Genomic DNA, 25,423 nt, shown 5'->3' with positions numbered 1-25,423 from the left:
CGTGGCCCCTCGTAGACTTGTTCGGTGCCCATCGTCCCCGTTGCCTCCCCCGGAAAACTCAGTGTCCGCGGTGCCCGCGTCCACAACCTCCAGAACGTCGACATCGACATCCCGCGCGACTCCCTCGTCGTGTTCACCGGCCTGTCCGGGTCGGGGAAGTCGAGTCTGGCGTTCGACACGATCTTCGCCGAGGGGCAGCGCCGCTACGTCGAATCGCTGAGCGCCTATGCGCGGCAGTTCCTCGGCCAGGTGGATCGGCCGGACGTCGATTTCATCGAGGGCCTGAGCCCCGCGGTGTCGATCGACCAGAAGTCGACCAACCGCAACCCGCGGTCGACCGTGGGCACCATCACCGAGATCTACGACTACATGCGCCTGCTGTGGGCGCGTATCGGCGTGCCGCACTGTCCCGAGTGCGGCGAGAAGATCCAGCGTCAGACGGTGCAGCAGATCGCCGACCAGCTCATGGAGCTGCCCGAGCGCACCCGGTACCAGGTCGTCGCCCCCATCGTGTCGCAGAAGAAGGGCGAGTTCGTCGACCTCTTCCGCGAGCTCGGCGCCAAGGGCTACTCCCGCGCGATCGTCGACGGCGACCTCATCCAGCTGGCCGAGCCGCCCACGCTGAAGAAGAGCTACAAGCACGACATCGCGGTGGTCGTCGACCGCCTGGTGGCGTCGCCCGACATCCTGGGCCGGGTCACCGACTCGGTGGAGACGGCCCTGGGACTTGCGGGTGGCGTCGTGCAGATCAACTACGTCGACGGCGAGGGCGACGACGCCTGGCAGACCTTCTCCGAGAAGCTCGCCTGCCCGAACGGCCACGCCCTCACCCTCACCGAGATCGAGCCGCGCACGTTCTCCTTCAACGCACCGTTCGGCGCCTGCCCCGCGTGCTCCGGGCTGGGCACGCGCATGTCGGTGGACGTCGAGCTGATGCTCGGCGACGAAGACCTCTCGATCCGCGAGGGCGTCATCATCCCCTGGACCACGCAGGGCAAGGGTCTCTTCCAGTACTACGAGCGCCTGCTCGAGGGGCTGGCGCGCGACCTCGACTTCTCGCTCGACACGCCGTGGCGCGAGCTGCACTCCGACGTCAAGGAGGCCGTGCTCCGCGGCGAGAACTACAAGGTCACGGTCAAGTGGAAGAACCGCTACGGCCGGGAGATGCGGTATGCGTCCGGGTTCGAGGGCGTCGTGCCCTACATCGAGCGGCAGTACCTCCAGGCCGAGTCCGACACGCAGCGCAACCGCTGGGGCGAGTACCTCCGCGAGGTGCCGTGCCCCGTGTGCAACGGCGACCGCCTCAAGCCCGAGGTGCTCGCGGTGCAGGTGCACGGCCACTCGATCGCCGAGGTGTCGCACCTGAGCCTCGCCGACGCGCGGGGCTTCATGGAGAAGCTGCACCTCACTGAGCGGGAGGCGAAGATCGCCGCCCAGGTGCTGCGCGAGATCCGCCTGCGCCTCGACTTCCTCCTCCAGGTGGGGCTGTCGTACCTCAACCTCAGCCGCTCGGCGGGGTCGCTGTCCGGCGGCGAGGCGCAGCGCATCCGGCTCGCCACGCAGATCGGCTCCGGCCTGACGGGCGTGCTCTACGTGCTCGACGAGCCGTCGATCGGCCTGCACCAGCGCGACAACCGCCGGCTGATCGAGACCCTGCTCACGCTGCGCGACCTGGGCAACACGCTCATCGTGGTGGAGCACGACGAAGAGACCATCGAGGCGGCGGACTGGGTGGTCGACATCGGTCCCGGCGCCGGAGTGAACGGCGGCACCGTTGTGCACTCGGGGCCGTACAGCGCGCTCCTCGGCGACAGCGATTCGATGACCGGCGACTACCTGTCCGGGCGCCGGGCGATCCCGATGCCGTCGAAGCGTCGCAAGATCGACAAGAAGCGCATGCTGAGCGTGGTCGGCGCGCGGGCGAACAACCTGCGCAACGTCACGGCGGACTTCCCGCTGGGCGTGCTCACGGCCGTCACCGGCGTCAGCGGCTCGGGCAAGTCGTCCCTCGTGAACGACATCCTGTACCAGGTGCTCGCTTCGCGACTGAACGGTGCGCGGACCGTTCCGGGCAAGCACACCAGGGTGACCGGCCTCGACAACCTCGACAAGGTCGTGCACGTCGACCAGGCGCCGATCGGCCGCACCCCGCGCTCGAACCCGGCCACGTACACCGGCGTGTTCGACCGCATCCGCACCCTGTTCAGCGAGACGCCGGAGGCGAAGGTGCGGGGCTATCAGCCCGGTCGCTTCAGCTTCAACGTCAAGGGCGGCCGCTGCGAGGCGTGCTCGGGCGACGGCACTATCAAGATCGAGATGAACTTCCTGCCCGACGTCTACGTCGACTGCGAGGTCTGCCACGGCAAGCGGTACAACCGCGACACGCTCGCGGTGCACTACAAGGGCAAGAACATCGCCGAGGTGCTGGAGATGCCGATCGAGGAGGCCGCGGAGTTCTTCGAGCCGATCCAGGCGATCCACCGCTACATGAAGACGCTCGTCGACGTCGGGCTCGGCTACGTGCGGCTGGGGCAGTCGGCCACGACGCTCTCGGGCGGCGAGGCGCAGCGCGTCAAGCTCGCCACGGAGCTCCAGCGTCGCAGCAACGGCCGCAGCATCTACGTGCTCGACGAGCCGACCACGGGTCTGCACTTCGAAGACGTCCGCAAGCTCCTCGAGGTGCTCAACGGCCTCGTCGACAAGGGCAACACCGTGATCGTGATCGAGCACAACCTCGACGTGATCAAGTCGGCGGACTGGGTGATCGACCTCGGACCGGAGGGCGGTTCGGGTGGCGGGCAGATCATCGCGACCGGTACGCCGGAGCAGATCGCCCGCGTCGAGGAGAGCCACACCGGGCAGTTCCTCGCCGAGATCCTGGGTGAGGGGCGCGCCGCGCGGAAGGCCAGCTGATGGCCGACGTGCTCCCGTACAAGCCGCGGACGGGGGAGATCCCGACCGACCCCGGCGTGTACCGGTTCCGCGACGCCAACGGACGGGTGCTCTACGTCGGCAAGGCGAAGAACCTGCGCCAGCGGCTGTCGAACTACTTCGCCCCGCTGCGCACGCTGCACGAGCGCACCCGTCGCATGGTCACGACCGCTGCGTCGGTGGAGTGGACGGTCGTTCCCACCGACGTCGACTCGCTGCAGCTCGAGTACATGTGGATCAAGGAGTTCGATCCGCCGTTCAACGTGCGCTACCGCGACGACAAGTCGTACCCCTTCATGGCGGTCACCCTCGCCGATGAGGCGCCCCGCGTGATCGTCACCCGGAACAGGAAGATCCCCGGGGCGCGGTACTTCGGTCCGTATCCCAAGGTGTGGGCGGTGCACGAGACCATCGACCTGATGATCAGGGCCTTCCCGATCCGCACCTGCAGCGATGCGAGCTACAAGAGGGCGATGCAGACCGGGCGCCCGTGCTTCCCCGGGCAGATCGGCAAGTGCGGCGGGCCGTGCTCGATGACGGTGTCCATCGAGGAGCACCGGGCGATGGTCGACGACTTCATCGCGTTCATGGCGGGCGGAGACGAGCGCTTCACCCGCGAGCTCACGAAGCGCATGCTCGCCGCGTCCGCCGCGATGGACTACGAAGCCGCCGCGAAGTACCGGGACAAGCTGTCCGCGATCGAGGCCGTGCTCGGCAAGAGCGCCCTGGTGCTGCCGGCCGATGAGGACGCCGACCTGTTCGGCATCGCGGAAGACGAGCTCGCCGCCGCCGTGCAGCACTTCGTGATCCGCGGCGGCCGCGTGCGCGGTGTCCGTGCTCTCACGATCGAGAAGGAGATCGACATCACGGGCGCCGAGCTCGTCGACCAGGTGCTCCAGCAGGCGTACGGCGACGCGCAGGACGTTCCGCGACGGATCCTCGTCCCGACGCTCCCCGACGACGCGACCGAGCTGGAGCAGTGGCTGCGCGAACGCCGTGGCAAGAAGGTCGAGATCGCGGTCGCACATCGGGGTCAGCGTGCCGACCTGATGCGCACCGCGACGCTGAACGCGCAGCAGGCGCTGATCCGGCACAAGACCCGCCGGACGAGCGACTACGTGGCGCGCACCCAGGCGCTGACCGATCTCCAGGAGGCGCTGGGCATGGAGGAGGCGCCGCTGCGCATCGAGTGCTTCGACATCTCGCACCTCGGCGGCACCAACGTGGTCGCCTCGATGGTCGTGTTCGAGGACGGCCTTCCGCGCAAGGACCAGTACCGGTCGTTCAACATCGCCGAGACGACCGACGACACCGACTCGATGTACCAGGTTCTGCGCCGCAGGCTCGCACACCTGGATCGGCCGGAGGAGGAGCAGGAGGTCCTCGACCCGACCACCGACGAGGTCGTGGGGGAGGACCTGGGCGAGGCGACCGCACGGCGCAAGCCGCGGTTCGCGTATCCACCGCAGCTGCTCCTCGTCGACGGAGGGAAGCCGCAGGTGGAGGCCGCCGCGCGCGCCCTCCACGACGCGGGGCACACCGAGATCGCCGTGTGCGGCATCGCCAAGCGTCTCGAAGAGGTGTGGCTGCCGGGAGACGACTTCCCCGTGATCCTGCCCCGCACCAGCGAGGCCCTCTACCTTCTCCAGCGACTGCGAGACGAAGCCCACCGCTTCGCGATCACCCACCAGCGCAAGAGGCGCAAGAAAGACATCGGCAGCGTGCTCGCCGAGGTTCCGGGGCTCGGCGCCTCTCGCATCAAGGTGCTGCTCAAGCACTTCGGCTCGGTCACGGCCCTCCGCGCCGCCGACCCGTCGCAGATCCAGGAGGTACAGGGGATCGGTCCGGTGCTCGCTCAGACCATCCATTCGCACCTGTCCACTCGCTAGGCTGGGAGACCGAGGGGGAGAAGGAGCAGGGAGCGATGACTGACGGGGAGAAGGGCGAGTTCCTCATCGTCACTGGGATGTCCGGCGCAGGCCGGACGACGGCGGCGAACGCACTGGAGGATCTCGGCTGGTATGTCGTCGACAACCTGCCTCCGCAGATCCTCCGGCCGCTGCTCGACCTGACCGGCATGGGTGGCGATTCGCTGCCCAAGGTCGCCGCCGTGGTCGACGTGCGCGGCCGCAACCTCTTCGACGATTTCCCGGGTGTCGCCCGACTGCTGCGCACGCGCGGCGAGATCCGAGTGCTGTTCCTCGACGCCTCCGACGACGTCCTGGTGCGTCGCTTCGAGTCGGTGCGCCGCCCGCACCCCCTGCAGGGCGATGGCACTCTGCTCGACGGCATCCGCACGGAGCGGACGCGTCTGGCCCCCATCCGCGAGGCCGCCGACCTGGTGATCGACACCTCGGCGCTGAACATCCACCAGCTCGCGACGCAGGTCTCCGACATCTTCTCGGAGGAGGGGGAGGCGCGGCATCGGGTGACGCTGCTCAGCTTCGGCTTCAAGTACGGGCTGCCCACCGACGTCGACCTGGTCGCCGACATGCGCTTCCTCCCGAATCCGTACTGGAACGAGGAGCTGCGCGGCCTCACCGGGCAGGATGAGACGGTTCGTGAGTACGTGCTGTCCCGCGAGGGTGCGACCGACTTCCTCGATTCCTATGCGAAGGCGCTCGTGCCGGTGCTCGAGGGGTATCAGCGGGAGAACAAGAGCCACTCGACGATCGCGATCGGATGCACGGGCGGCAAGCACCGCTCGGTCGCGATGTCCGAGGAGCTGGCCCGCAGGATCGCCGCGATTCCGGGGGTCGCCGTGAACGTGCGGCACCGCGACCTCGGCAGGGAATAGCCCCCCGGGCGAGTAAGCTGGAGGTTTGCGTCGCGATCCGGCGCGTGAACGTGAAGGAGTGTCGTGGCACTAACCACCGACGTCAAGGCTGAGCTCGTCAGCATCCGCAATGCACCCCCGACGGTGCGCGTGGCGGAGGTGACAGCCATCCTCCGATTCGCCGGTGGACTGCACTCCATCGCGGGCCGTGTGGCCGTGGAGGCCGAGGTCGACGCAGAGACCCTCGCCCGCCGCGTCGCCAGGGATCTCGCCGAGATCTACGGCGTGCGCCCGGAGATCGCGCAGGTGCAGTCGAGCACCGCGAACGACGGCGCCCGCTGGGCCGTGCGCGTGATCGCGCAGGGGGAGACCCTCGCCCGCCAGACCGGCCTGCTCGACCCGCGTCGCCGTCCGGTCCGCGGCCTGCCGAACCGTCTCACCACGGGTTCGCGCGCCGAGATCGCCGGTCTGTGGCGTGGGGCCTTCCTGGCCGCCGGATCGCTCAGTGAGCCCGGCCGCTCGGCGATGCTCGAGGTCGCCTGCCCGTCGTCCGAGGCGGCGATGGCGCTCGTGGGCGCCGCACACCGTCTGGGCGTCGCCGCGAAGGCGCGCGAGGTCCGCGGCATGCCCCGCGTCGTGGTGCGCGAGGGCGAGGCGATCCGTACGATCCTCAGCGAGATGGGCGCTCACCGTACCGCGCTGGCGTGGGAGGAGCTGCGTCAGCGTCGCGAGGTGCGCGCGGGCGTGAACCGCCTGGTCAACTTCGACGACGCGAACCTGCGGCGTTCCGCGCAGGCGGCGGTGGCCGCGTGCGCCCGTGTGGAGCGCGCGCTGGAGATCCTCGCCGACGAGGTTCCCGATCACCTGCGGGTCGCCGGCGAGCTGCGCCTCGCGCACCGGGACGCCAGCCTCGACGAGCTCGGCCACCACGCCGACCCGCCCCTCACCAAGGACGCGGTCGCCGGTCGCATCCGTCGTCTTCTCGCCATGGCAGACAAGCGCGCCCAGCAGGAGGGCATCCCCGGCACGGAGGCCGCTGTCCCCGCCGGGCTCGACGTCTGATCCACCCGCCTCTTCTCCGACGGCCCGTCGCCCCTACCCGGGGTGGCGGGCCGTCGTCAACGGGAGGAAGGATCCGGTCCGACCCGGTGTTGTCCTCACTAGGATGAGAGACGTCCGCTCCACGCCGCACATCGGTGGCGCGGAGGATCGGCAAGCGCCGCGGGCGCGGCGCGGATTGGATGAAAGCGATATGGCGACCTACACCCTCCCCGACCTCCCGTACGACTTCGCAGCCCTCGAGCCGCACATCAGCGGCAAGATCATGGAGCTGCATCACGACAAGCACCACGCGACCTACGTCGCCGGCGCGAACACCGCGCTCGAGCAGCTGGCCGAGGCCCGCGAGAGCGGCAACCTGGCGAACGTGAACAAGCTCGAGAAGGACCTCGCGTTCAACCTCGGCGGTCACGTCAACCACTCGATCTTCTGGACCAACCTGTCGCCCAACGGCGGCGGTCAGCCGGAGGGCGAGCTGAAGGCCGCCATCGACGAGTACTTCGGCTCGTTCGAGAAGTTCCAGGCGCACTTCACGGCTGCCGCGACCGGCATCCAGGGGTCCGGCTGGGCCGTCCTCAGCTGGGACTCGATCGGTTCGCGCCTGATCATCCAGCAGCTGTTCGACCAGCAGTCGAACACGGCGCAGGGCACGATCCCGCTGTTCCAGCTCGACATGTGGGAGCACGCGTTCTACCTCGACTACCTGAACGTGAAGGCCGACTACGTCAAGGCCGCATGGAACATCGCGAACTGGGAGAACGTCGCCCAGCGCCTCGAGGTCGCCCGCAAGCAGACGAACGGCCTGCTGGTACTGTCGTAACCGGGTCGCGTCCCGGCGGGCCCACGGCTCGTCGGGGCGCCATCTCAGCCAAAAAACCCGCGCATGGCGCCCGCTTCGACAGCGGTCTCCGGCGCATGAGAAACAGGGAGACCTGAGTGTCTGTCAAGATCGGTATCAACGGCTTCGGCCGCATCGGACGCAACTACTTCCGCGCGGCGCTCGCGCAGGGAGCAGACCTTGAGATCGTCGCGGTCAACGACCTCACCGACAACAAGACCCTGGCGCACCTCCTGAAGTACGACTCGGTCGGCGGCGTCCTCGACGCGCAGATCAGCTACGACGAGGACAGCATCACCGTCGACGGCAAGGAGATCAAGGCGTTCGCTGAGCGCGACCCCGCCAACCTTCCGTGGGGCGAGCTGGGCGTCGACATCGTCATCGAGTCGACCGGTTTCTTCACCAACGCCGACGCGGCACGCAAGCACATCGAGGCCGGCGCGAAGAAGGTCCTCATCTCGGCTCCCGCCACGGGCGACGACCGCACCATCGTGATGGGCGTCAACGAGGAGACGTACAACCCGGAGACGGACCACATCATCTCCAACGCCTCGTGCACCACGAACTGCCTCGCGCCGCTGGCGAAGGTCTTCAACGACGCCTTCGGCATCGACCGCGGCTTCATGATGACCGCGCACGCCTACACGGCCGACCAGAACCTGCAGGACGGCCCGCACAAGGACCTGCGTCGTGCACGCGCCGCCGCGATCAACATCACCCCGGCGTCGACCGGTGCGGCCAAGGCGATCGGTCTCGTGCTGCCCGAGCTGAACGGCAAGCTCAGCGGCTCGTCGTACCGCGTTCCGGTCCCCACGGGCTCGATCGTCGACCTCACGCTGATCACCGACCGCGAGAACCTCACGGTCGAGGAGGTCAACGAGGCCTACAAGAAGGCTGCCGCCGACGGTCGTCTCGCGGGCTACCTGCAGTACAACGAGGACCAGATCGTGTCGAGCGACATCGTGCACAACCCGCACTCGTCGATCTTCGACGCCACGCTCACCAACGTCAGCGGCAACCTGATCAAGGTCTCGAGCTGGTACGACAACGAGTGGGGCTACTCCAACCGTCTGGTCGACCTGACCGAGTACGTGGCCGAGCGCCTCTAAGCTCAGACACATGACTCTGCGCACCCTGGACTCCCTGGGGTCGCTCGAGGGCAAGCGCGTCATCGTCCGTTGTGATCTCAATGTCCCCCTGCGGGACGGGGTCATCACGGACGATGGCCGCGTTCGGGCCTCGTTGCCGACCCTGAACACGCTGATCAACGCGGGCGCCCGCGTGATCGTCTGCTCGCACCTCGGCCGCCCCGACGGTGCCCCCGACCCGCAGTACAGCCTGGAGCCCGTGGCTCAGCGTCTGTCCGAGCTCCTCGGCGCTCCCGTCGCGTTCGCGCGCGACACCGTCGGGGAATCCGCGAAGGACGCGGTCGCCTCCCTGGAGGACGGCGGGGTCGTGGTGATCGAGAACCTCCGGTTCAACCCGGGGGAGACGTCGAAGGACGAGGCGGAGCGCGAGGCGTTCGCCGGTCAGCTCGCCGAGCTGGGAGACGTGCTGGTCTCGGACGGCTTCGGCGTGGTGCACCGCAAGCAGGCGAGCGTGTACGAGCTCGCGAAGCGTCTGCCCTCGGCGGCGGGCCTGCTGATCGCGGCCGAGCTCGACGTGCTCGACCGCCTCACCGAGAACCCGGAGCGGCCGTACGCGGTCGTGCTCGGGGGCTCCAAGGTGAGCGACAAGCTCGGCGTGATCTCGCACCTGCTGCCGCGTGTCGACCGCATCCTGGTCGGCGGCGGCATGCTGTTCACTTTCCTCAAGGCGCAGGGCCACCCGGTGGCGTCGAGCCTTCTCGAGGAGGATCAGCTCGACACGGTGCGCGGCTACATCGCGGAGGCGCAGGAGCGCGGCGTCGAACTGGTGCTCCCGACCGATGTGGTCGTGGCGGCGTCCTTCTCGGCGGACGCGGCGCACGAGGTGGCGGCCGCGGACGCGATCGAGGAGACCGCGTTCGGAGCGTCGGGCATCGGCCTGGACATCGGTCCGGAGACGGCGGCCCGTTTCGCCGAGGTGATCCGCGGATCCAAGACGGTGTTCTGGAACGGGCCGATGGGCGTGTTCGAGTTCCCGGCGTTCGCGGCGGGCACCAAGGCCGTGGCGCAGGCGTTGACCGAGGTCGACGGCCTCAGCGTGGTCGGCGGCGGCGACTCGGCGGCTGCCGTGCGCCAGCTCGGCTTCGCCGACGACCGCTTCGGTCACATCTCGACCGGAGGCGGAGCGAGCCTCGAGTTCCTCGAGGGCAAGAAACTACCTGGGCTGGAGGTCCTCGGATGGGCGTGAGCTCCCGTACCCCGCTGATCGCGGGCAACTGGAAGATGAACCTCGACCACCTGCAGGCGGTCGCGTTCGTGCAGAAGCTGCACTGGACGTTGAAGGATGCGAAGCACGAGGACGGCTCGGTGGAGGTCGCGGTGTTCCCGCCCTTCACCGACATCCGCAGCGTGCAGACGCTGATCGACGCCGACAAGATCCCGTTCGCCTTCGGTGCGCAGGATGTGTCGGCGCACGACTCGGGCGCGTACACCGGCGAGATCTCCGGCGCGTTCCTGTCAAAGCTCGACGCGACCTACGTCATCATCGGTCACTCCGAGCGTCGCGAGTACCACGACGAGACCGACGAGGTCGTCGCCGCCAAGGTGAAGGCCTCGCTGAAGCACGGCCTGGTGCCGGTGATCTGCGTGGGCGAGACCGCGGAGGACCTGGAGAAGTTCGGGGCGAGCGCGGTTCCGGCCGGTCAGCTGGAGGCGGCGCTGCAGGGCGTCTCGCCGTCGGCGGACATCGTCGTCGCATACGAGCCCGTGTGGGCGATCGGTTCCGGTCAGGCCGCGACCCCGCAGCAGGCGCAGGACGTGTGCGCCGCGCTTCGCGGGGTGATCGCGAAGGTCCTGGGCGACGAGGCGGCGGCGCGTACGCGCATCCTCTACGGCGGATCGGTGAAGGCGGCGAACATCGCCAGCTTCATGCGGGAGCCCGATGTGGACGGCGCCCTGGTCGGCGGGGCGAGCCTCGTCGTCGACGAGTTCGCCGCGATCATCCGTTTCGAGAAGCACGTCGGCGTGTGAGTGCGGCGGGGCTGCGGCCCCGCTGCACCGTATACTTGACCGTTACGGGGGCGCTCCGGCCCCAGCGAAAGGCTCTTTCTCGTGGCAATTCTCGAGTTCGTCCTGCAGGTCGTGCTGGGTATCACCAGCGTGCTGCTGACTCTCCTCATCCTCCTGCACAAGGGTCGCGGTGGCGGCCTGTCCGACATGTTCGGCGGAGGCATGACCACCGCGGTGGGTTCCTCCGGTCTCGCGGAGCGGAACCTCAACCGCTTCACCGTCGTCCTGGCGCTCACGTGGTTCGTCGCCATCGTCGCGCTGGGCCTCATCACGAAGTTCGAGGTGATCTGATGGCTACCGGTGGAAACGCGATCCGCGGTACCCGGGTGGGCTCCGGCCCAATGGGCGAGCAGGACCACGGCTACCACGCCGACCGCATCGCCGTCACGTACTGGGACGGCCTCGGCAATGAGACGGTCCGCTACTTCGCGGCCGGTCTGCCCGAGGAGGAGATCCCCGAGATCATCGACCACCCGCAGTCGGGCCTTCCCGCGGGGCGCGACAAGGAGAACCCTCCCGCCGTCGCCAAGACGGAGCCCTACAAGACGCACCTCGCGTATGTGAAGGAGCGTCGCACCGACGAGGAGGCCGTACAGCTCCTCGAAGACGCGCTGACGCAGCTGCGTGAGCGCCGGGGGCAGTGACCTCCCGCTGAGTCGGACAGACGCCGAGTCGAACTGAGAACCGCCACGGATCATCCGTGGCGGTTCTCTGTTTCCGTCAGCGGCAGCCGGCGGCCGCGTCGATGTAGTTCTGCGGCGGGTAGCCGTAGGCCCAGACGCCGTTCGCGTCGTCGGTGAAGCCCATGCTGATCGCCCAGGCCGTCGCCCACTTCTCGATGCTGTCCTGGGTGGAGGAGTCGTACATGCCCTGGCACTTGACGCTGATGGCGTGTCCCACCTCGTGCGCGACGAGCGCCTTGCTCCGATCGGCGGGCCACTGCTGGGCGACCGAGTCCGACAGCTGGATGACGGCGCGACCCGGCTCGTCCCACCACCACGTGGTGTAGCCGCCCATGCTGCCGTTGGCGCCCGCGCCGTTGACGGTCGCGGCCCAGTCGAACTCCAGGAGCACTCCGGGGGCCAGCGACCGGGCGAACGCCTCGATCTCGAGGCGTGCGCCGCGGAGGGGGCCGTCCTTCTCGCTCAACTCCGCCGCCTCGGTGGCGACGACCTGGGCCGCCGCATCCTGCAGCGCGACGTAGGCCGCGACCGCGGTGTCGTCGATGGTCGTCACGGCGGTGACGTCGGCCGCGGCGTCGCGCAGGGCGATCACGGCATCGTTGCGAGCCGACACGTGCGCCGCCTCGAACGCGGTCGCCGCCTGCCCTGCCGTCGCGAGCACGGCCAGTCCGCTCTCGGCCACGGCGTCCCGTCCGCGCGAGGCGTCCGCCGACGCCCGCTCGAGGTTCGCGTCGAGCTCATCGAGCGCCCGCTCGTCGTCCTCCAACTGGGCGGTGGTGCCGAAGAGCTCCCAGAACCAGGCCGGTTTGTCGCGTGCGGGCGGTCGATCGGCCGCCACGGCGTCCTCCACGGCCGCTCCGATCCCCTCGCCGTCCGCGACCGCGGCGGTGAGGGCCGACCAGGATTCCTCCGGCACCGGGAGAGTCGGACTGCCGGTGTCGAGGATCACGTGACCGGCGTCCGTGGACTCCAGCAGAGCGGCGTACCGGTGATCGACCTCCGAACGCTGAGCGTCCACGGCGCGCGCGGCTGTTTCGACGCGCGCCGACGCGTCATCGAAACCGAGCGCTGCCGACACCTGGGTGATCGCGAGGGCCGCGACCACGGCGACCGCGCCGATCACGCCGGCGACGACGGGGCCCCGTGGCCGGCGTCGGCGGCGGCGGGTGAGCGGGGTGAGCAGGGGAGCGGAGGGCGCGCTCGCGAACCGCGGCGGAAGCCGATGGCCCGCTCCTCCCGGGGGGCCGGCGGGTGCGGCGCTCGGGGCGCCGGGGTCCGTCACGACGTGCCCATTCGCTGATGCCTTCCGGTCGGGCTGCGGAGATCTGCTGTCAGCGTATTGGACCGGCGCTGCGTCCCGCGACCGGCCGGTGACAGGATGAGTCGATGGCACAGGTGAGCGTCCGACGGATGACGACCGACGAGTTCGAGGAATGGATGGGGGCGATCGCCCGCGAGTATGCGGCGGAGCAGGTCGCTGCCGGCCGGTGGGAGCGGGATGGCGCCGTCGATCGCGCGCGGGCGGAGAATGCGCGGATGCTTCCGAAGGGACCAGCGACGTCGCGCATGCTCGTGCTGCGAGGGCTCGACGAGGACGGACGTCCGATCGGTCGCGCCTGGGTGGGGCTCGACCACCCGCGAGGGGCGCCCGGCGTCGCGTTCCTCTATGACATCGAGGTCGTGCGGGATCGCCGAGGAGAGGGCCTGGGCAGAGCGTTGCTCGCCGCGGTGGAGAGCGCGGCGCGCGATGCCGGTGCCGAGGCGCTGGAGCTCAACGTGTTCGGCGGCAACGCGGCGGCGATCCGCATGTACGACGCGGCGGGTTACGCGGTCGTGACGCAGCAGATGCGGAAACGGCTCTGAGCGCTGACGCTCTGCCGTGGGAGAGGGGGTGACGGGAATCGAACCCGCGCAATCAGTTTGGAAGACTGAGACTCTACCATTGAGCTACACCCCCGGAACCGGAGTCCGGACTCCCACGATCATAGCGGACGGTCGGGCATGCTCCGGTCCGTTAGACTCGGTGGGGCTGAATCTGCGTGCGGATTCCCCGGGGCGTAGCTCAGCTTGGTAGAGCGCCCGCTTTGGGAGCGGGAGGTCGCAGGTTCAACTCCTGTCGCCCCGACTCAGATCCTCGACTTTTCAGCCGCGTCCGCGCGGAAACCACAAGGAGAACACACCAGCATGGCGAACAGCACCGTCGAGAAGCTGACCCCGACCCGGGTCAAGCTCAGCATCACGGTCACCCCGGAAGACCTCAAGCCCAGCATCGCTCACGCCTACGAGCACATCGCCCAGGACGTGCAGATCCCCGGCTTCCGCAAGGGCAAGGTCCCCGCGCCGATCATCGACCAGCGCATCGGCCGCGGCGCGGTCATCGAGCACGCCGTCAACGAGGGCCTCGACAAGTTCTTCCGCGAGGCGACGACCGAGCACAAGCTGCGCATCGTCGGCCGCCCGGCCGCCGAGATCACGCAGTGGCCGAACGAGAAGGACTTCTCGGGCGACCTGCTCGTCGACATCGAGGTCGATGTCCGTCCCGAGATCGAGCTCCCCGACTACGCGGGTGTCACGCTGACCGTCGACGCCGTCGAGGCCGACGAGGCCGCGCTCGACGCCGAGCTCGACAACATGCGCGCGCGCTTCGGCACGCTGATCCCCGTGGACCGTCCGGCCGCGAAGGGCGACTTCGTCGAGCTCGACCTGGTCGCGACGATCGGCGGCGCCGAGATCGACCGCGCCGAGGGCGTCTCGTACGAGATCGGCTCCGGTGAGCTGCTGGAGGGCATCGACGACGCGGTGGAGTCGCTCACCGCCGGCGAGGACACCACGTTCCGCTCCGCCCTGGTCGGCGGAGACCACGCCGGCAAGGAGGCGGAGGTCTCCGTCACCGTCAAGGCCGTCAAGGAGCGCGAGCTGCCCGAGGCCGACGACGAGTTCGCGCAGATCGCCAGCGAGTTCGACACGATCGCCGAGCTCCGCGCGAGCCTGGCCGAGCGCGTCGCGCAGCAGGGCGTGTTCACGCAGGGTTCCGCCGCCCGCGACAAGCTCGTCGAGACGCTGCTCGAGCAGATCGACATCCCGGTTCCGCCGCAGCTCATCGAGGACGAGGTGCACAACCACCTCGAGGGCGAGGGTCGCCTGGAAGACGACGTGCACCGCGCCGAGGTCACCGAGGCGAGCGAGAAGCAGTTCCGCACGCAGGTGCTGCTCGACACGATCGCCGAGCAGGCCGACGTGCAGGTCTCGCAGGAGGAGCTCTCGCAGTACCTCATCCAGTCCGCCGCGCAGTACGGCATGGCTCCGCAGGAGTTCGTCGAGGCGCTGCAGTCGTCCAACCAGCTGCCCGCCCTCGTCGGTGAGGTCGCCCGCAACAAGGCGCTCGCGATCGCGCTGGGCAAGGTCAAGGTCGTCGACACCAACGGCAAGCCCGTCGATCTGTCCGACTTCGTGGTGACCGACGACGAGGCCGCTCAGGACGAGACCGCCGAGGAGACGCCCGCGGAGGAGAAGCCCGCCGCCAAGAAGGCTCCCGCCAAGAAGGCTCCGGCCAAGAAGGCTCCGGCCAAGAAGGCTCCGGCCCAGAAGGACGCCGACGCGGAGGAGAAGCCCGCCGCCAAGAAGCCGGCCGCCAAGAAGGCTCCGGCCAAGAAGGCTGCCGACAAGGGCGAGTGATCGCACGAACGGTGAAGAGGGCGGATGCTGCGGCATCCGCCCTCTTCTTTCGCATCGACGAGGAGGATGCATGAGCGCGTGGGACGACCGGGTCGAGCAGGTGTGGGCCGAGGCGACCGGTGACGAGGTCGGCGACGATACGATCGCACGGATCGACGCCCTGGCCGCCGAGCGCGGCCCGGACGACGCGCGGGCGGAGTTCGAGCGGGCGGGCGCCAGGGACTCCGCAGGGCGCCCGGCCGAGGCGGTCGAGCTGTATCGCCGGGCGCTGGCTCTCGGGCTCGATGAGGAGCATCGCCCGCAGTGCGTGATCCAGCTGGCGAGCTCGCTGCGCAACCTGGGGGAGTACGACGAGGCGCTGGCGGTGATCCGCGCCGAGGAGGAGGCCTCCGCCGACGGCCCGTACCGCGACGCGGTCGCCGTGGTGCATGCGCTGATCCTCGCGAGTGCCGGACGCCCGCATCAGGGGCTCTCGGTGGCGCTGCTGGCGCTGGTTCCGCACCTGCCGCGCTATCACCGTTCGATGACCGCGTACGCGCAGGAGATGGCCGAGCGCGACACCTGATATGCCGACGGCGAACACGACCTGAGTGCTGCGTTGACGCCGGTAGATTCGAATCACTGAAACACGGAAGCAGGAGCTGACATGGCTGAACCCCTCGTCGCGACAAGCGTCTTCGACAGGTTGCTGAAGGACCGCATCATCTGGCTCGGCTCGGAGGTGCGAGACGAGAACGCCAACGAGATCTGCGCGAAGATCCTCCTTCTCGCCGCCGAAGACTCCGAGAAGGACATCTACCTCTACATCAACTCGCCCGGCGGCTCGATCACCGCAGGCATGGCGATCTACGACACGATGCAGTTCGTGCCGAACGACATCGTCACGGTCGGCATCGGCATGGCCGCTTCGATGGGTCAGCTGCTGCTGACCAGCGGCACCAAGGGCAAGCGCTACATCACGCCCAACGCGCGTGTGCTGCTGCACCAGCCGCACGGCGGCTTCGGCGGCACGGCGAGCGACATCCAGACCCAGGCGCAGCTCATCCTGTCGATGAAGAAGCGTCTCGCGGAGATCACGGCGGGCCAGACCGGCAAGCCGGTCGAGCAGATCAACGCCGACGGAGACCGCGACCGCTGGTTCACGGCGGAGGAGGCCCTCGAGTACGGCTTCGTCGACCACATCCGCGAGCACGCCAGTGATGTCACCGGCGGCGGCGGCACGGGCGCCGAGTGAGGATGCGAGAGGACACCATGTACACACCCACGTTCCAGTCCGCCGGAAACCTGCCGTCCAGCCGCTACGTGCTCCCGCAGTTCGAGGAGCGCACGGCCTACGGCTTCAAGCGCCAGGACCCGTACAACAAGCTGTTCGAGGATCGCGTGATCTTCCTCGGCGTGCAGGTCGACGACGCGTCCGCCGACGACGTGATGGCGCAGCTGCTCGTTCTGGAGAGCCAGGACTCCGAGCGCGACATCACGATGTACATCAACTCGCCCGGTGGCTCGTTCACGGCCATGACCGCGATCTACGACACGATGCAGTACGTCGCGCCGCAGATCCAGACCGTGGTGCTGGGCCAGGCGGCGTCGGCCGCGTCGGTGCTGCTCGCCGCGGGTGCGCCGGGCAAGCGTCTGGCCCTGCCGAACGCCCGCGTGCTCATGCACCAGCCGGCGATGGGCGAGGCCGGTCACGGTCAGGCGTCGGACATCGAGATCCAGGCCGCCGAGATCCTCCGGATGCGCACCTGGCTCGAGGAGACCATGGCGCGTCACACCGGCAAGCCCGTGGAGCAGGTGAACCGCGACATCGATCGCGACAAGATCCTCTCCGCCAACGAGGCGCTGGAGTACGGCATCGTCGACCAGGTGCTCACGTCGCGCAAGCGCGCGTAAGCCCCGCTGTTCGAGAGGGCGTCCGTCGAGAGACGGGCGCCCTTTCGCGTGCCCGTCGGATGTGCGTCGGGACGGGGGTCGGGTGCGCATATGAGCAGAAGCGTGCGCGAACGCTGAATCGGGCCTACCCTGGACAGGGAAGGAGGATGCCGTGGAAGAAGACCTGCTCATGGTGCGCGTGGCCGAGCTGTACTACGACGAGGACAAGACGCAGGACGAGATCGGCGGCCTCCTCAAGATCTCCCGCTGGAAGGTCGGGCGGCTGCTCACCCAGGCCCGGGAGAGAGGGATCGTGCGCATCGAGATCGTGCATCCCCGCGCACGTCGCCTCGGGCTCGAGAGAGAGCTCGTCGAGCGCTTCGGGCTCAAGGACGCGGTGGTCGTGCCCGCTCCGGAGGGCGACGACGGCACGCTCGAGCGGGTGGCCCAGGCGGCCGCCGACTTCCTGACCGCGATGCGTCCGGTGCCCCGCACGCTCGGCGTGAGCTGGGGCAAGACCCTCCGCGCCGTCGCCGAGGCACTCCCCGACGGCTGGGCCAGCGGCGTGACCGTCGTGCAGCTCAACGGCGGGGTCAGCCTCAACCGCCGCTCCGGAGGCGCGGCAGGACTGGCCGTGACGATCGCGCAGCGCGCGTCCGGCCAGGTCTCACTGCTGCCGAGTCCCGCGATTTTGGAGCACGTCGAGACCAAGCGGGCCATCGAGGGCGACCGCACCGTCGCGGCCGTGCTCGAGGAGGCCGCGGAGGCGCAGGCGTTCCTGTTCACCGCCGGTCCCTGCGACGCGTCGTCGGCGCACGTCGAGAACGGCTACCTCCGCGCGGACGACGTGGAGGAGCTCGCACGCCGCGGAGCCGTCGGCGACGTGCTCGGCCGCTACGTCGACGCGGAGGGGAACATCGTCGACCCGCAGCTCGACGCCCGCACCGTGGGCGTCTCGCTCGACCGGCTGCGCGGCGCCGACCGCGCGGTCTTCGTGACCGCGGGACCCGCGAAGCACGACATCGCACGAACGGTGGTGACCAGCGGCCTGTGCAGCGTGCTGGTCACCGACGAGACCACAGCACGAGCATTGTTGGAGGAACAGTGACCACCACAGAACTCAGCCGCAGGGCGGCGGTGGACGTCCTCGGCGGAGAGCCGGACGACGCCACGCTGCGCCGCTTCCTGCACGGACTCCCGGGCGTCGACGCGGTCGGGCTGGAGCAGCGGGCGGCCGGTCTCGGCACCCGCTCGATCAAGACGACCTCGAAGGCCTGGGCGCTCGACACCATCATCCGTCTGATCGACCTCACGACGCTCGAAGGTGCCGACACCCCCGGCAAGGTGCGCTCGCTCGTCGCCAAGGCGAAGACCCCCGACGCCGCCGACCCCTCCACGCCGCGCGTGGCCGCGGTGTGCGTCTACGGCGACATGGTCGGCGGCGCGGTCGAGGCGCTGGGCTCCCTGCACGGCGACCCGGACGACGGCCTCATCTCGGTCGCCGCGGTCGCCACGGCGTTCCCCAGCGGCCGGTCGTCGCTCGCGATCAAGCTGGCCGACACCGCCGAGGCGGTCGCGGCGGGCGCCGACGAGATCGACATGGTGATCGACCGCGGTGCCTTCCTCTCCGGCCGGTACGGCCTGGTGTTCGACCAGATCGCCCAGGTCAAGGAGGCCTGCCGCCGCGAGGACGGCTCCTACGCCTCGCTCAAGGTGATCCTGGAGACCGGTGAGCTGAACACGTACGACAACATCAAGCGCGCGTCGTGGCTCGGGATCCTGGCGGGCGGCGACTTCATCAAGACGTCGACCGGCAAGGTGCAGCCCGCGGCCACGCTGCCCACCACGCTGCTCATGCTGGAGACCGTGCGCGACTGGTACCGCGGCACGGGCGAGCGGATCGGCGTGAAGCCGGCCGGTGGCATCCGCTCTTCGAAGGACGCGGTCAAGTACCTCGTCACCGTGGCGGAGACCGTGGGGGAGGAGTGGCTGCAGCCGCACCTGTTCCGCTTCGGCGCCTCCAGCCTCCTCAACGACGTGCTCCTGCAGCGACAGAAGCTCCGCTCCGGCCACTACTCGGGCCCCGACTACGTCACCATCGACTGACGGGAAGACCACCATGTCATTTCTGGAATACGCTCCGGCACCGGAGTCCACCGCGATCCTGAACCTCCGGGACAGCTACGGCCTGTTCATCGACGGCGAGTTCGTCGACGGCTCGGGCGCCCCCTTCACGACCATCTCCCCGTCGAGCGAGAAGCGCATCGCTGAGATCGCGTCCGCGAGCGACGAGGACATCGACCGTGCGGTCGCCGCCGCCCGCCGCGCCTACGACAAGACGTGGTCGAGGATGAGCGGCCGCGACCGCGGCAAGTACCTGTTCCGCATCGCGCGCCTGGTGCAGGAGCGCGCGCGCGAGCTCGCGGTCGCCGAGAGCCTCGACAACGGCAAGCCCATCAAGGAGAGCCGCGACGTGGACGTTCCCCTCGTCGCCTCCTGGTTCTTCTACTACGCGGGCTGGGCGGACAAGCTCGACTACGCCGGGCTCGGCGCGAACCCGCGGTCGCTCGGCGTCGCCGGACAGGTCATCCCCTGGAACTTCCCGCTGCTCATGCTCGCGTGGAAGCTCGCGCCCGCTCTCGCCGCCGGCAACACGGTCGTGCTGAAGCCGGCCGAGACCACGCCGCTCACGGCCCTGCTGTTCGCGGAGATCCTGCAGCAGGCCGACCTGCCCGCGGGCGTCGTGAACATCGTCACGGGTGCCGGGCAGACCGGGGCCGCGCTCGTGCGTCACCCCGATGTGGACAAGGTCGCCTTCACGGGTTCCACCGGCGTGGGTCGCGACATCGCTCGCGCGGTCGCCGGGACGAACAAGAAGCTGACGCTGGAGCTGGGCGGCAAGGCGGCGAACATCGTGTTCGACGACGCCCCGATCGACCAGGCCGTCGAGGGCATCGTCAACGGCATCTTCTTCAACCAGGGCCACGTGTGCTGCGCCGGCAGCCGCCTGCTGGTGCAGGAGTCCATCCACGACGAGGTCGTCGACCGGCTCAAGGCCCGGCTGTCGACGCTGCGCCTCGGCGACCCGCTCGACAAGAACACCGACATCGGCGCGATCAACTCCGCCGCCCAGCTGGCGCGGATCCGCGAGCTGAGCGACATCGGCGAGGCGGAGGGTGCCGAGCGCTGGACCGCCGACTGCGCCATCCCCGACCAGGGCTTCTGGTTCGCGCCGACGATCTTCACCGGTGTCGAGGCCGCGCACCGCATCGCGCGCGACGAGGTGTTCGGGCCCGTGCTGTCCGTGCTGACCTTCCGGACGCCCGCCGAGGCGATCGCGAAGGCGAACAACACCCCGTACGGCCTCTCCGCGGGGATCTGGTCCGACAAGGGCTCGCGCATCCTCGCCGTCGCCGACCGGCTGCGCGCCGGTGTGGTGTGGGCCAACACGTTCAACCGTTTCGACCCGTCGAGCCCGTTCGGCGGCTACAAGGAGTCCGGATACGGCCGCGAGGGCGGCCGTCAGGGGCTCACCGCGTACCTCAAGGGAGCCGCAGCATGAGCAAGCGACTGAGCGTTCCGAAGACCTACAAGCTCGCGATCGGCGGGGCCTTCCCCCGCAGCGAGTCGGGTCGCACGTACGAGGTGGTGTCCCGCAAGGGCGGCTTCCTCGCGAACGCCGCCAAGGCCTCGCGCAAGGACGCCCGCGACGCGGTCACCGCGGCGCGCGCGGCCGTGAAGGGATGGTCGGGGGCGACCGCGTACAACCGCGGCCAGGTGCTATACCGCGTCGCGGAGGTGCTGGAGGGGCGCCGCGCGCAGTTCATCGACGAGATCGTGGCGCAGGAGGGCGTGTCGTCCTCGGCGGCCACCGCGCAGGTGGACGAGGCGATCGACCTCTGGGTCTGGTACGCGGGCTGGTGCGACAAGTACGCCCAGGTGGCGGGCAACGCGAACCCCGTGTCCGGTCCCTACTTCAACATCTCCGTGCCGGAGCCGACCGGCGTGGTCGCGATCGTCGCGCCGCAGGACTCGGCGCTGCTCGGGCTCGTCTCGGTCGTGGCGCCCGCGCTGGTCGCGGGCAACACGGTCGTCGTGATCGCGAGCGAGCAGCACCCGCTGTCGGCGATCAGCCTCGCGGAGGTGCTGGCCACGAGCGACCTCCCCGGCGGTGTCGTGAACGTGCTGACGGGGTCGCCCGCGGAGATGGCGCCGTGGCTCGCCGCGCACCAGGACGTCAACGCGCTCGACCTGTCCGGCGCGGGAGCGCTCGACTGGGTCGACCTGCAGATCGCCGCCGCGGAGACCTTGAAGCGCGTGGTCGCTCCGGGCGAGGTCGTCGCCTCGCCCGAGCGGATCGCCGCGTTCACCGAGGTGAAGACCGTCTGGCACACCAAGAGCATGGTCTGAGCTCGGACCGCAGGAGGGGCCCCGTCGCGCATCCCGCGGGCGGGGCCCTTCTCGATGCCGGGGCCGCGCGGAAGCGAGTCCGCGCCAATGCGGCCCGGTGTCGCATGCAGCGGTTAGGCTCGAAGGACGATCTCTGATCCCCCATAGGAGGACGCGCATGGCCCGCATCGGTGAAAGCGCTGACCTGTTCAAGTGTTCTTTCTGCGGAAAGAGCCAGAAGCAGGTGCAGCAGCTCATCGCGGGTCCCGGCGTGTACATCTGCGACGAGTGTGTCGAGCTGTGCAACGAGATCATCGAGGAGCGCATGGCGGAGTCGTCCGCCGAGGGCGTCGCCGAGTTCGAACTGCCCAAGCCGCGGGAGATCTTCTCGTTCCTCGAGGAGTACGTGGTCGGCCAGGAGCCCGCGAAGCGCGCCCTCGCCGTCGCCGTCTACAACCACTACAAGAGGGTCCGTGCGCACGGCACTCTGCAGCCCGCGGAGCAGAAGGCCGAAGAGGTCGAGATCGCCAAGAGCAACATCCTGCTCATCGGGCCGACCGGCTGCGGCAAGACCTACCTGGCACAGACGCTCGCCAAGCGCCTCAACGTGCCGTTCGCCGTCGCCGACGCCACCGCGCTCACCGAGGCGGGCTATGTGGGTGAAGACGTGGAGAACATCCTCCTCAAGCTCATCCAGGCCGCCGACTACGACGTGAAGCGCGCCGAGCAGGGCATCATCTACATCGACGAGGTCGACAAGATCGCCCGCAAGGCCGAGAACCCCTCGATCACCCGCGACGTGTCGGGCGAGGGCGTGCAGCAGGCACTCCTGAAGATCATCGAGGGAACGGTCGCGTCGGTCCCGCCGCAGGGCGGCCGCAAGCACCCCCACCAGGAGTTCCTGCAGATCGACACGTCGAACGTGCTGTTCATCGTGGCCGGCGCCTTCGCCGGGCTGGAGGACATCGTGTCGGCGCGCGTCGGCAAGCACGGCGTCGGCTTCGGCGCCCCGCTCCACGACAAGGGCAAGGACCTCGACCTGTTCAGCGAGGTGCTGCCGGAAGACCTCCACAAGTTCGGGCTCATCCCCGAGTTCATCGGGCGTCTGCCGGTCGTGACCAACGTGTCGCCGCTCGACCAGGCCGCGCTGATCGACATCCTCACCGGCCCGCGCAACGCGCTCGTGAAGCAGTATCAGCGCATGTTCGAGCTCGACGGCGTGCAGCTGGAGTTCGAGGAGGAGGCGCTGCGCTCGATCGCCGACCTCGCGGTGGAGCGCAAGACCGGTGCCCGCGGGCTCCGCGCGATCCTCGAGGACGTGCTCGGCCCCGTCATGTTCGAGATCCCGTCCGCCGACGACGTCGCGAAGGTCATCATCACGCGCGCCGCGGTCGACGAGGGCGCCCCGCCCACCGTGGTGATGGAGCGCAAGCGCAAGAGCGCCTGACCCCGACCGACGCCGGCGGGGCGGTCAACCGACCGGCATGATGAGGTCGGTGCGCAGGTCCTCCGGCGCCGTGTCCGGGTCGGAGACGTACACCTCGATCCAGACGCCGCGCGGATGGAGGCCCGCCTCCGCCGCCCGTGCGACCAGAGCCGCCCATCCGGCCCCGAGACCGTCGTAGGAGCCGAGGACGGTGGTCGCCACCGCGGATCCGGACGGAAGCGTGGATGCGACGATGGCGGTGCCGTCACCGGTGGCGAGGGGGTCGGACGGCGAGGCCTGCACGGGGAACCCGAGCTCGAGATCGAACACGCCCATCGGGTCGCCGTGGTAGATCGCCAGTGCCGGACCGGCGGGAAGCAGCGTGCCGGCGGCGAACGCGTCGCCGATGGCACGATACCCGGAGTCGAAGGCGTCACGGAGATCGGCGAGACGGAGCGCCTCGTGGCGGATGACCGCGAGCGGGACGGGGTCGAGGTCGAGCCGGTCGGCAGGGCCGAACGGGGCGTCGGAGAAGGCGTTCATGTGCTCAGGGTGCCACGGGTCAGCCGTCGAGTCCACGGCGCTTCAGGAGGGGCGCGATCTCGGCGTCGCGGCCGCGGAAGTCGCGATACGCCTCCAGGGGGTCCTTCGACCCGCCGACCCCGAGCAGACGCTCCCGGAAGCGGTCGCCGTTCTCGCGGGTGAGGCCCCCGTTCTCCCGGAACCACTCGACCGTGTCGGCGTCGAGCACCTCGCTCCAGATGTACGAGTAGTACCCCGCGCTGTAACCGCCGGAGAACACGTGCGCGAAGTACGTCGACGAATACCGCGTCGGCACGGCGGGGTCGTCGAGCCCGATGTCTGCCAGTGCCGCGGCCTCGAACGCCGCGACGTCGTCCACGTCGTCGTCGACGGAGAGCCGATGCCAGGCCTGGTCGAGCCAGGCGGCGGCCAGATACTCGCTCGTCGCGTGTCCCTGATCGAAGGTCTCGGTCGCCCGGAGGCGGTCGACGATCGCGGGGTCGAGCGGCTCTCCCGTCTCGTGGTGGCGGGCGTAGTTGTCCAGGACCTCGGGCCAGAGGATCCACATCTCGTTGACCTGACTCGGGAACTCGACGACGTCGCGGAACACGTTGGTGCCGGCGAAATGGGGGTACGTCACCGTCGCGAACAGACCGTGCAGGGCGTGCCCGAACTCGTGGAACAGCGTCGTCACCTCATCGAGCGTCAACAGCGTGGGCTCTCCCTCTCCGGGCTGGGGGACGTTGAGGTTGTTGACCACGACGGGCGCGCTGCCGCGGAGTCGTGACTGGCTGACGATCGCGTTCATCCAGGCGCCGCCGCGCTTGGAGTCGCGGGTGTAGAGGTCGAGCACGTAGAGGCCGAGCGGGGAACCGTCGGCGTTACGCACCTCGAACACCCGGGCCCCGGGGTGGTAGGCGACCAGGTCGTCGCGCTCGCGGAAGGTGACTCCGTACAGCCGGGTCGCCGCGAAGAACACGCCGTCCTGCAGCACGCGCTCCGCCTCGAACCAGGGGCGCAGCGCAGCCGTGTCGATGTCGTAGCGGGCCGTACGCACCTTCTCGGTGTAGAACGCCCAGTCGTGCGCCTCGACCGGGAAGGGAGCGGGCTCCGACTCGTCGACCAGCGCCTGGAGCGCCGCGCGCTCGGCGCGCGCGTTGCGGGCCGACGGAGCAGCCAGCCGGCGCAGCATCCGTTCGACCGCCTCGGGAGAGCCCGCCGTCTCGTCGGCTGTGACGTATGCGGCGTGCGAGGGGTGCCCGAGAAGTGCGGCGCGCTCGGCCCGCAGGCGCACGATCTCGCGCAGGACCGGACGGTTGTCGTTCGCGTTGTCGCGCGAGCCCCGGGCGCGCGACGCGGCCAGGACGCGCCGCCGGGACTCCCGGACGCGGAGGCGGGCCAGGGCGGGATGGCCGGTGAACAGCGGCAGGGTGAGGAGGTACCGGCCGTCGAGCCCGCGGTCGGCGGCGGCGCGGGCGGCCGCGGAGAGCTCGCCCTGGCTGAGGCCGTCGAGCTCGGCCGCGGAGTCGAACACCACGGCGAGGTCGTTCGTGTCGCCCAGCAGGTTGCGCTCGAAGGTGTTGGTGAGCACGGAGAGCCGCTGGTTGAGGGCCGTGAGCTCGGCTTTGGCCGCGTCGTCGAGGCCCGCGCCCGCGTGCGTCATCTCGCGGTGGTACCGCTCCACGAGGTAGCGCTGCTCGGGGTCGAGGGGCAGAGCATGGCGCTGCTCGTGCACGCGTTCGACGCGCCAGAAGAGCGCCGCGTCGAGGGTGATCGTGTCCTGGTGGGCGGCCATGAGCGGCGCGAGCTGCTCGTCGATCTCCTGGATCTCCGGTGTCGCGTCGGCCGAGCTGACCGTGTAGAACGTGTGCGCCACGCGGTCGAGCAGCTCCCCGGACCGCTCGAGCGCCTCGATCGTGTTCTCGAACGTGGGCATCGATCGCACCCGCGTGATGTTCGCGACCTCGGCGAGCTGCGCCGCGAACCCGGCCTGGAACGCCGGGAGGTAGTGCTCGGCGCGGATCGCCCGGTAGTCCGGCAGTCCGAAGGGAAGGGACGACGGCTGGAGGAGCGGGTTCGTGGCGTCGGTCATTCCCC

Annotated in this window: 23 protein-coding genes and 2 tRNA genes; 21 read left to right on the top strand and 4 right to left on the bottom strand. The window is 69.5% G+C overall.

Going from position 1 to position 25,423, the window contains the following annotated elements:
• The first annotated feature begins 24 nt into the window (after positions 1-24).
• From uvrA to ACFV3I_RS12180, 10 genes are all read left to right on the top strand, one after another.
• Complete coding sequence (uvrA, locus tag ACFV3I_RS12225) at positions 25-2,913, top strand: excinuclease ABC subunit UvrA (RefSeq protein WP_136028825.1); 2,889 nt, start codon at positions 25-27, stop codon at positions 2,911-2,913.
• The gene (gene uvrC, locus ACFV3I_RS12220; RefSeq protein WP_136036528.1) at positions 2,913-4,820 is read left to right on the top strand and encodes an excinuclease ABC subunit UvrC; all 1,908 of its coding nucleotides are present in this window, start codon (positions 2,913-2,915) and stop codon (positions 4,818-4,820) included. The genes uvrA and uvrC overlap by 1 nt, the downstream gene beginning before the upstream one ends.
• Positions 4,821-4,855: 35 nt before the next feature.
• A complete protein-coding gene (gene rapZ / locus ACFV3I_RS12215; RefSeq protein WP_136028829.1) occupies positions 4,856-5,728 on the top strand; it encodes an RNase adapter RapZ in 873 nt (290 codons plus the stop codon).
• A 63-nt stretch (positions 5,729-5,791) separates the two neighbouring features.
• The gene (gene whiA / locus ACFV3I_RS12210) at positions 5,792-6,769 is read left to right on the top strand and encodes a DNA-binding protein WhiA (protein WP_136028831.1); all 978 of its coding nucleotides are present in this window, start codon (positions 5,792-5,794) and stop codon (positions 6,767-6,769) included.
• 190 nt (positions 6,770-6,959) lie between these two features.
• Positions 6,960-7,586 carry a superoxide dismutase gene (locus ACFV3I_RS12205; protein ID WP_017202787.1) on the top strand — a complete coding sequence of 209 codons (627 nt, stop codon included), beginning with the start codon at positions 6,960-6,962 and terminating at the stop codon, positions 7,584-7,586.
• 116 nt (positions 7,587-7,702) lie between these two features.
• Positions 7,703-8,713: a type I glyceraldehyde-3-phosphate dehydrogenase gene (gap, locus tag ACFV3I_RS12200; protein WP_136028833.1), complete on the top strand. Its 1,011-nt coding sequence runs from the start codon at positions 7,703-7,705 to the stop codon at positions 8,711-8,713.
• 10 nt (positions 8,714-8,723) lie between these two features.
• Positions 8,724-9,938 carry a phosphoglycerate kinase gene (locus ACFV3I_RS12195; protein WP_136028835.1) on the top strand — a complete coding sequence of 405 codons (1,215 nt, stop codon included), beginning with the start codon at positions 8,724-8,726 and terminating at the stop codon, positions 9,936-9,938.
• On the top strand, positions 9,929-10,720 hold the full coding sequence (gene tpiA / locus ACFV3I_RS12190; RefSeq protein WP_136028837.1) for a triose-phosphate isomerase: 792 nt from the start codon (positions 9,929-9,931) through the stop codon (positions 10,718-10,720). Before ACFV3I_RS12195 ends, tpiA begins: the two co-directional genes overlap by 10 nt.
• A gap of 81 nt (positions 10,721-10,801) precedes the next feature.
• Complete coding sequence (secG, locus tag ACFV3I_RS12185) at positions 10,802-11,050, top strand: preprotein translocase subunit SecG (protein ID WP_101845144.1); 249 nt, start codon at positions 10,802-10,804, stop codon at positions 11,048-11,050.
• Positions 11,050-11,403, top strand: a complete 354-nt coding sequence (locus ACFV3I_RS12180) for an RNA polymerase-binding protein RbpA (RefSeq protein ID WP_136028839.1) — start codon at positions 11,050-11,052, stop codon at positions 11,401-11,403. Before secG ends, ACFV3I_RS12180 begins: the two co-directional genes overlap by 1 nt.
• 76 nt (positions 11,404-11,479) lie before the next feature.
• On the opposite strand, the gene ACFV3I_RS12175 is transcribed toward ACFV3I_RS12180, so the two are convergent.
• A complete protein-coding gene (locus ACFV3I_RS12175; protein WP_378822930.1) occupies positions 11,480-12,724 on the bottom strand; it encodes a hypothetical protein in 1,245 nt (414 codons plus the stop codon).
• Between the two features lie 104 nt (positions 12,725-12,828).
• Between ACFV3I_RS12175 and ACFV3I_RS12170 the strand changes: the two genes are divergently transcribed.
• Positions 12,829-13,305, top strand: coding sequence for a GNAT family N-acetyltransferase (locus ACFV3I_RS12170; RefSeq protein ID WP_136030876.1), 477 nt, complete (start codon positions 12,829-12,831; stop codon positions 13,303-13,305).
• Positions 13,306-13,328: 23 nt separating this feature from the next.
• On the opposite strand, the gene ACFV3I_RS12165 is transcribed toward ACFV3I_RS12170, so the two are convergent.
• Positions 13,329-13,399 (bottom strand) — tRNA-Gly (locus tag ACFV3I_RS12165).
• Positions 13,400-13,493: 94 nt separating this feature from the next.
• Here ACFV3I_RS12165 and ACFV3I_RS12160 point away from each other — a divergent pair.
• The 10 genes from ACFV3I_RS12160 to clpX all read left to right on the top strand — a co-directional run bounded on the left by ACFV3I_RS12160 (position 13,494) and on the right by clpX (position 22,825).
• Positions 13,494-13,567, top strand: a tRNA-Pro gene (locus ACFV3I_RS12160).
• A gap of 59 nt (positions 13,568-13,626) precedes the next feature.
• The gene (tig, locus tag ACFV3I_RS12155) at positions 13,627-15,117 is read left to right on the top strand and encodes a trigger factor (protein ID WP_378822928.1); all 1,491 of its coding nucleotides are present in this window, start codon (positions 13,627-13,629) and stop codon (positions 15,115-15,117) included.
• Between the two features lie 70 nt (positions 15,118-15,187).
• Positions 15,188-15,682, top strand: a complete 495-nt coding sequence (locus ACFV3I_RS12150; RefSeq protein WP_247638934.1) for a tetratricopeptide repeat protein — start codon at positions 15,188-15,190, stop codon at positions 15,680-15,682.
• 81 nt (positions 15,683-15,763) lie between these two features.
• The gene (locus ACFV3I_RS12145; RefSeq protein ID WP_136030882.1) at positions 15,764-16,351 is read left to right on the top strand and encodes an ATP-dependent Clp protease proteolytic subunit; all 588 of its coding nucleotides are present in this window, start codon (positions 15,764-15,766) and stop codon (positions 16,349-16,351) included.
• A 17-nt stretch (positions 16,352-16,368) separates the two neighbouring features.
• Entirely contained in the window at positions 16,369-17,010 is a 642-nt protein-coding gene (locus ACFV3I_RS12140) for an ATP-dependent Clp protease proteolytic subunit (protein ID WP_025105017.1), read from the top strand.
• 151 nt (positions 17,011-17,161) lie between these two features.
• Positions 17,162-18,097 carry a sugar-binding transcriptional regulator gene (locus tag ACFV3I_RS12135; protein WP_378822926.1) on the top strand — a complete coding sequence of 312 codons (936 nt, stop codon included), beginning with the start codon at positions 17,162-17,164 and terminating at the stop codon, positions 18,095-18,097.
• A gap of 29 nt (positions 18,098-18,126) precedes the next feature.
• Positions 18,127-19,095 carry a deoxyribose-phosphate aldolase gene (gene deoC / locus ACFV3I_RS12130; RefSeq protein ID WP_378823225.1) on the top strand — a complete coding sequence of 323 codons (969 nt, stop codon included), beginning with the start codon at positions 18,127-18,129 and terminating at the stop codon, positions 19,093-19,095.
• 13 nt (positions 19,096-19,108) lie between these two features.
• Positions 19,109-20,551, top strand: coding sequence for an aldehyde dehydrogenase family protein (locus tag ACFV3I_RS12125; RefSeq protein ID WP_378822924.1), 1,443 nt, complete (start codon positions 19,109-19,111; stop codon positions 20,549-20,551).
• On the top strand, positions 20,548-21,399 hold the full coding sequence (locus ACFV3I_RS12120) for an aldehyde dehydrogenase (protein WP_136030887.1): 852 nt from the start codon (positions 20,548-20,550) through the stop codon (positions 21,397-21,399). The genes ACFV3I_RS12125 and ACFV3I_RS12120 overlap by 4 nt, the downstream gene beginning before the upstream one ends.
• 157 nt (positions 21,400-21,556) lie before the next feature.
• Positions 21,557-22,825, top strand: coding sequence for an ATP-dependent Clp protease ATP-binding subunit ClpX (gene clpX / locus ACFV3I_RS12115; RefSeq protein ID WP_136030889.1), 1,269 nt, complete (start codon positions 21,557-21,559; stop codon positions 22,823-22,825).
• A 24-nt stretch (positions 22,826-22,849) separates the two neighbouring features.
• Here clpX and ACFV3I_RS12110 read toward each other — a convergent pair whose 3' ends face one another.
• Both ACFV3I_RS12110 and ACFV3I_RS12105 read right to left on the bottom strand, forming a co-directional pair.
• Positions 22,850-23,347 carry a GyrI-like domain-containing protein gene (locus ACFV3I_RS12110; RefSeq protein ID WP_247638936.1) on the bottom strand — a complete coding sequence of 166 codons (498 nt, stop codon included), beginning with the start codon at positions 23,345-23,347 and terminating at the stop codon, positions 22,850-22,852.
• 19 nt (positions 23,348-23,366) lie between these two features.
• Positions 23,367-25,418, bottom strand: coding sequence for a M3 family metallopeptidase (locus ACFV3I_RS12105; RefSeq protein WP_378822923.1), 2,052 nt, complete (start codon positions 25,416-25,418; stop codon positions 23,367-23,369).
• Between the last annotated feature and the right edge of the window lie 5 nt (positions 25,419-25,423).

The sequence above is a fragment of the Microbacterium sp. NPDC059771 genome, from assembly GCF_042732495.1.
In the GTDB taxonomy this organism is placed as follows: domain Bacteria; phylum Actinomycetota; class Actinomycetes; order Actinomycetales; family Microbacteriaceae; genus Microbacterium; species Microbacterium sufflavum.
This window is presented reverse-complemented; position numbering and strand designations above follow the sequence as displayed.

Bases quoted from the DNA above. Each gene is read 5' to 3' on its own strand.
- uvrC (WP_136036528.1), top strand. From the start codon at position 2,913: ATGGCCGACGTGCTCCCGTACAAGCCGCGGACGGGGGAGATCCCGACC.
- rapZ (WP_136028829.1), top strand. From the start codon at position 4,856: ATGACTGACGGGGAGAAGGGCGAGTTCCTCATCGTCACTGGGATGTCC.
- ACFV3I_RS12205 (WP_017202787.1), top strand. From the start codon at position 6,960: ATGGCGACCTACACCCTCCCCGACCTCCCGTACGACTTCGCAGCCCTC.
- ACFV3I_RS12195 (WP_136028835.1), top strand. From the start codon at position 8,724: ATGACTCTGCGCACCCTGGACTCCCTGGGGTCGCTCGAGGGCAAGCGC.
- tpiA (WP_136028837.1), top strand. From the start codon at position 9,929: ATGGGCGTGAGCTCCCGTACCCCGCTGATCGCGGGCAACTGGAAGATG.
- ACFV3I_RS12180 (WP_136028839.1), top strand. From the start codon at position 11,050: ATGGCTACCGGTGGAAACGCGATCCGCGGTACCCGGGTGGGCTCCGGC.
- ACFV3I_RS12170 (WP_136030876.1), top strand. From the start codon at position 12,829: ATGGCACAGGTGAGCGTCCGACGGATGACGACCGACGAGTTCGAGGAA.
- tig (WP_378822928.1), top strand. From the start codon at position 13,627: ATGGCGAACAGCACCGTCGAGAAGCTGACCCCGACCCGGGTCAAGCTC.
- ACFV3I_RS12150 (WP_247638934.1), top strand. From the start codon at position 15,188: ATGAGCGCGTGGGACGACCGGGTCGAGCAGGTGTGGGCCGAGGCGACC.
- ACFV3I_RS12145 (WP_136030882.1), top strand. From the start codon at position 15,764: ATGGCTGAACCCCTCGTCGCGACAAGCGTCTTCGACAGGTTGCTGAAG.
- ACFV3I_RS12140 (WP_025105017.1), top strand. From the start codon at position 16,369: ATGTACACACCCACGTTCCAGTCCGCCGGAAACCTGCCGTCCAGCCGC.
- ACFV3I_RS12125 (WP_378822924.1), top strand. From the start codon at position 19,109: ATGTCATTTCTGGAATACGCTCCGGCACCGGAGTCCACCGCGATCCTG.
- ACFV3I_RS12120 (WP_136030887.1), top strand. From the start codon at position 20,548: ATGAGCAAGCGACTGAGCGTTCCGAAGACCTACAAGCTCGCGATCGGC.
- clpX (WP_136030889.1), top strand. From the start codon at position 21,557: ATGGCCCGCATCGGTGAAAGCGCTGACCTGTTCAAGTGTTCTTTCTGC.
- ACFV3I_RS12110 (WP_247638936.1), bottom strand. From the start codon at position 23,347: ATGAACGCCTTCTCCGACGCCCCGTTCGGCCCTGCCGACCGGCTCGAC.
- ACFV3I_RS12105 (WP_378822923.1), bottom strand. From the start codon at position 25,418: ATGACCGACGCCACGAACCCGCTCCTCCAGCCGTCGTCCCTTCCCTTC.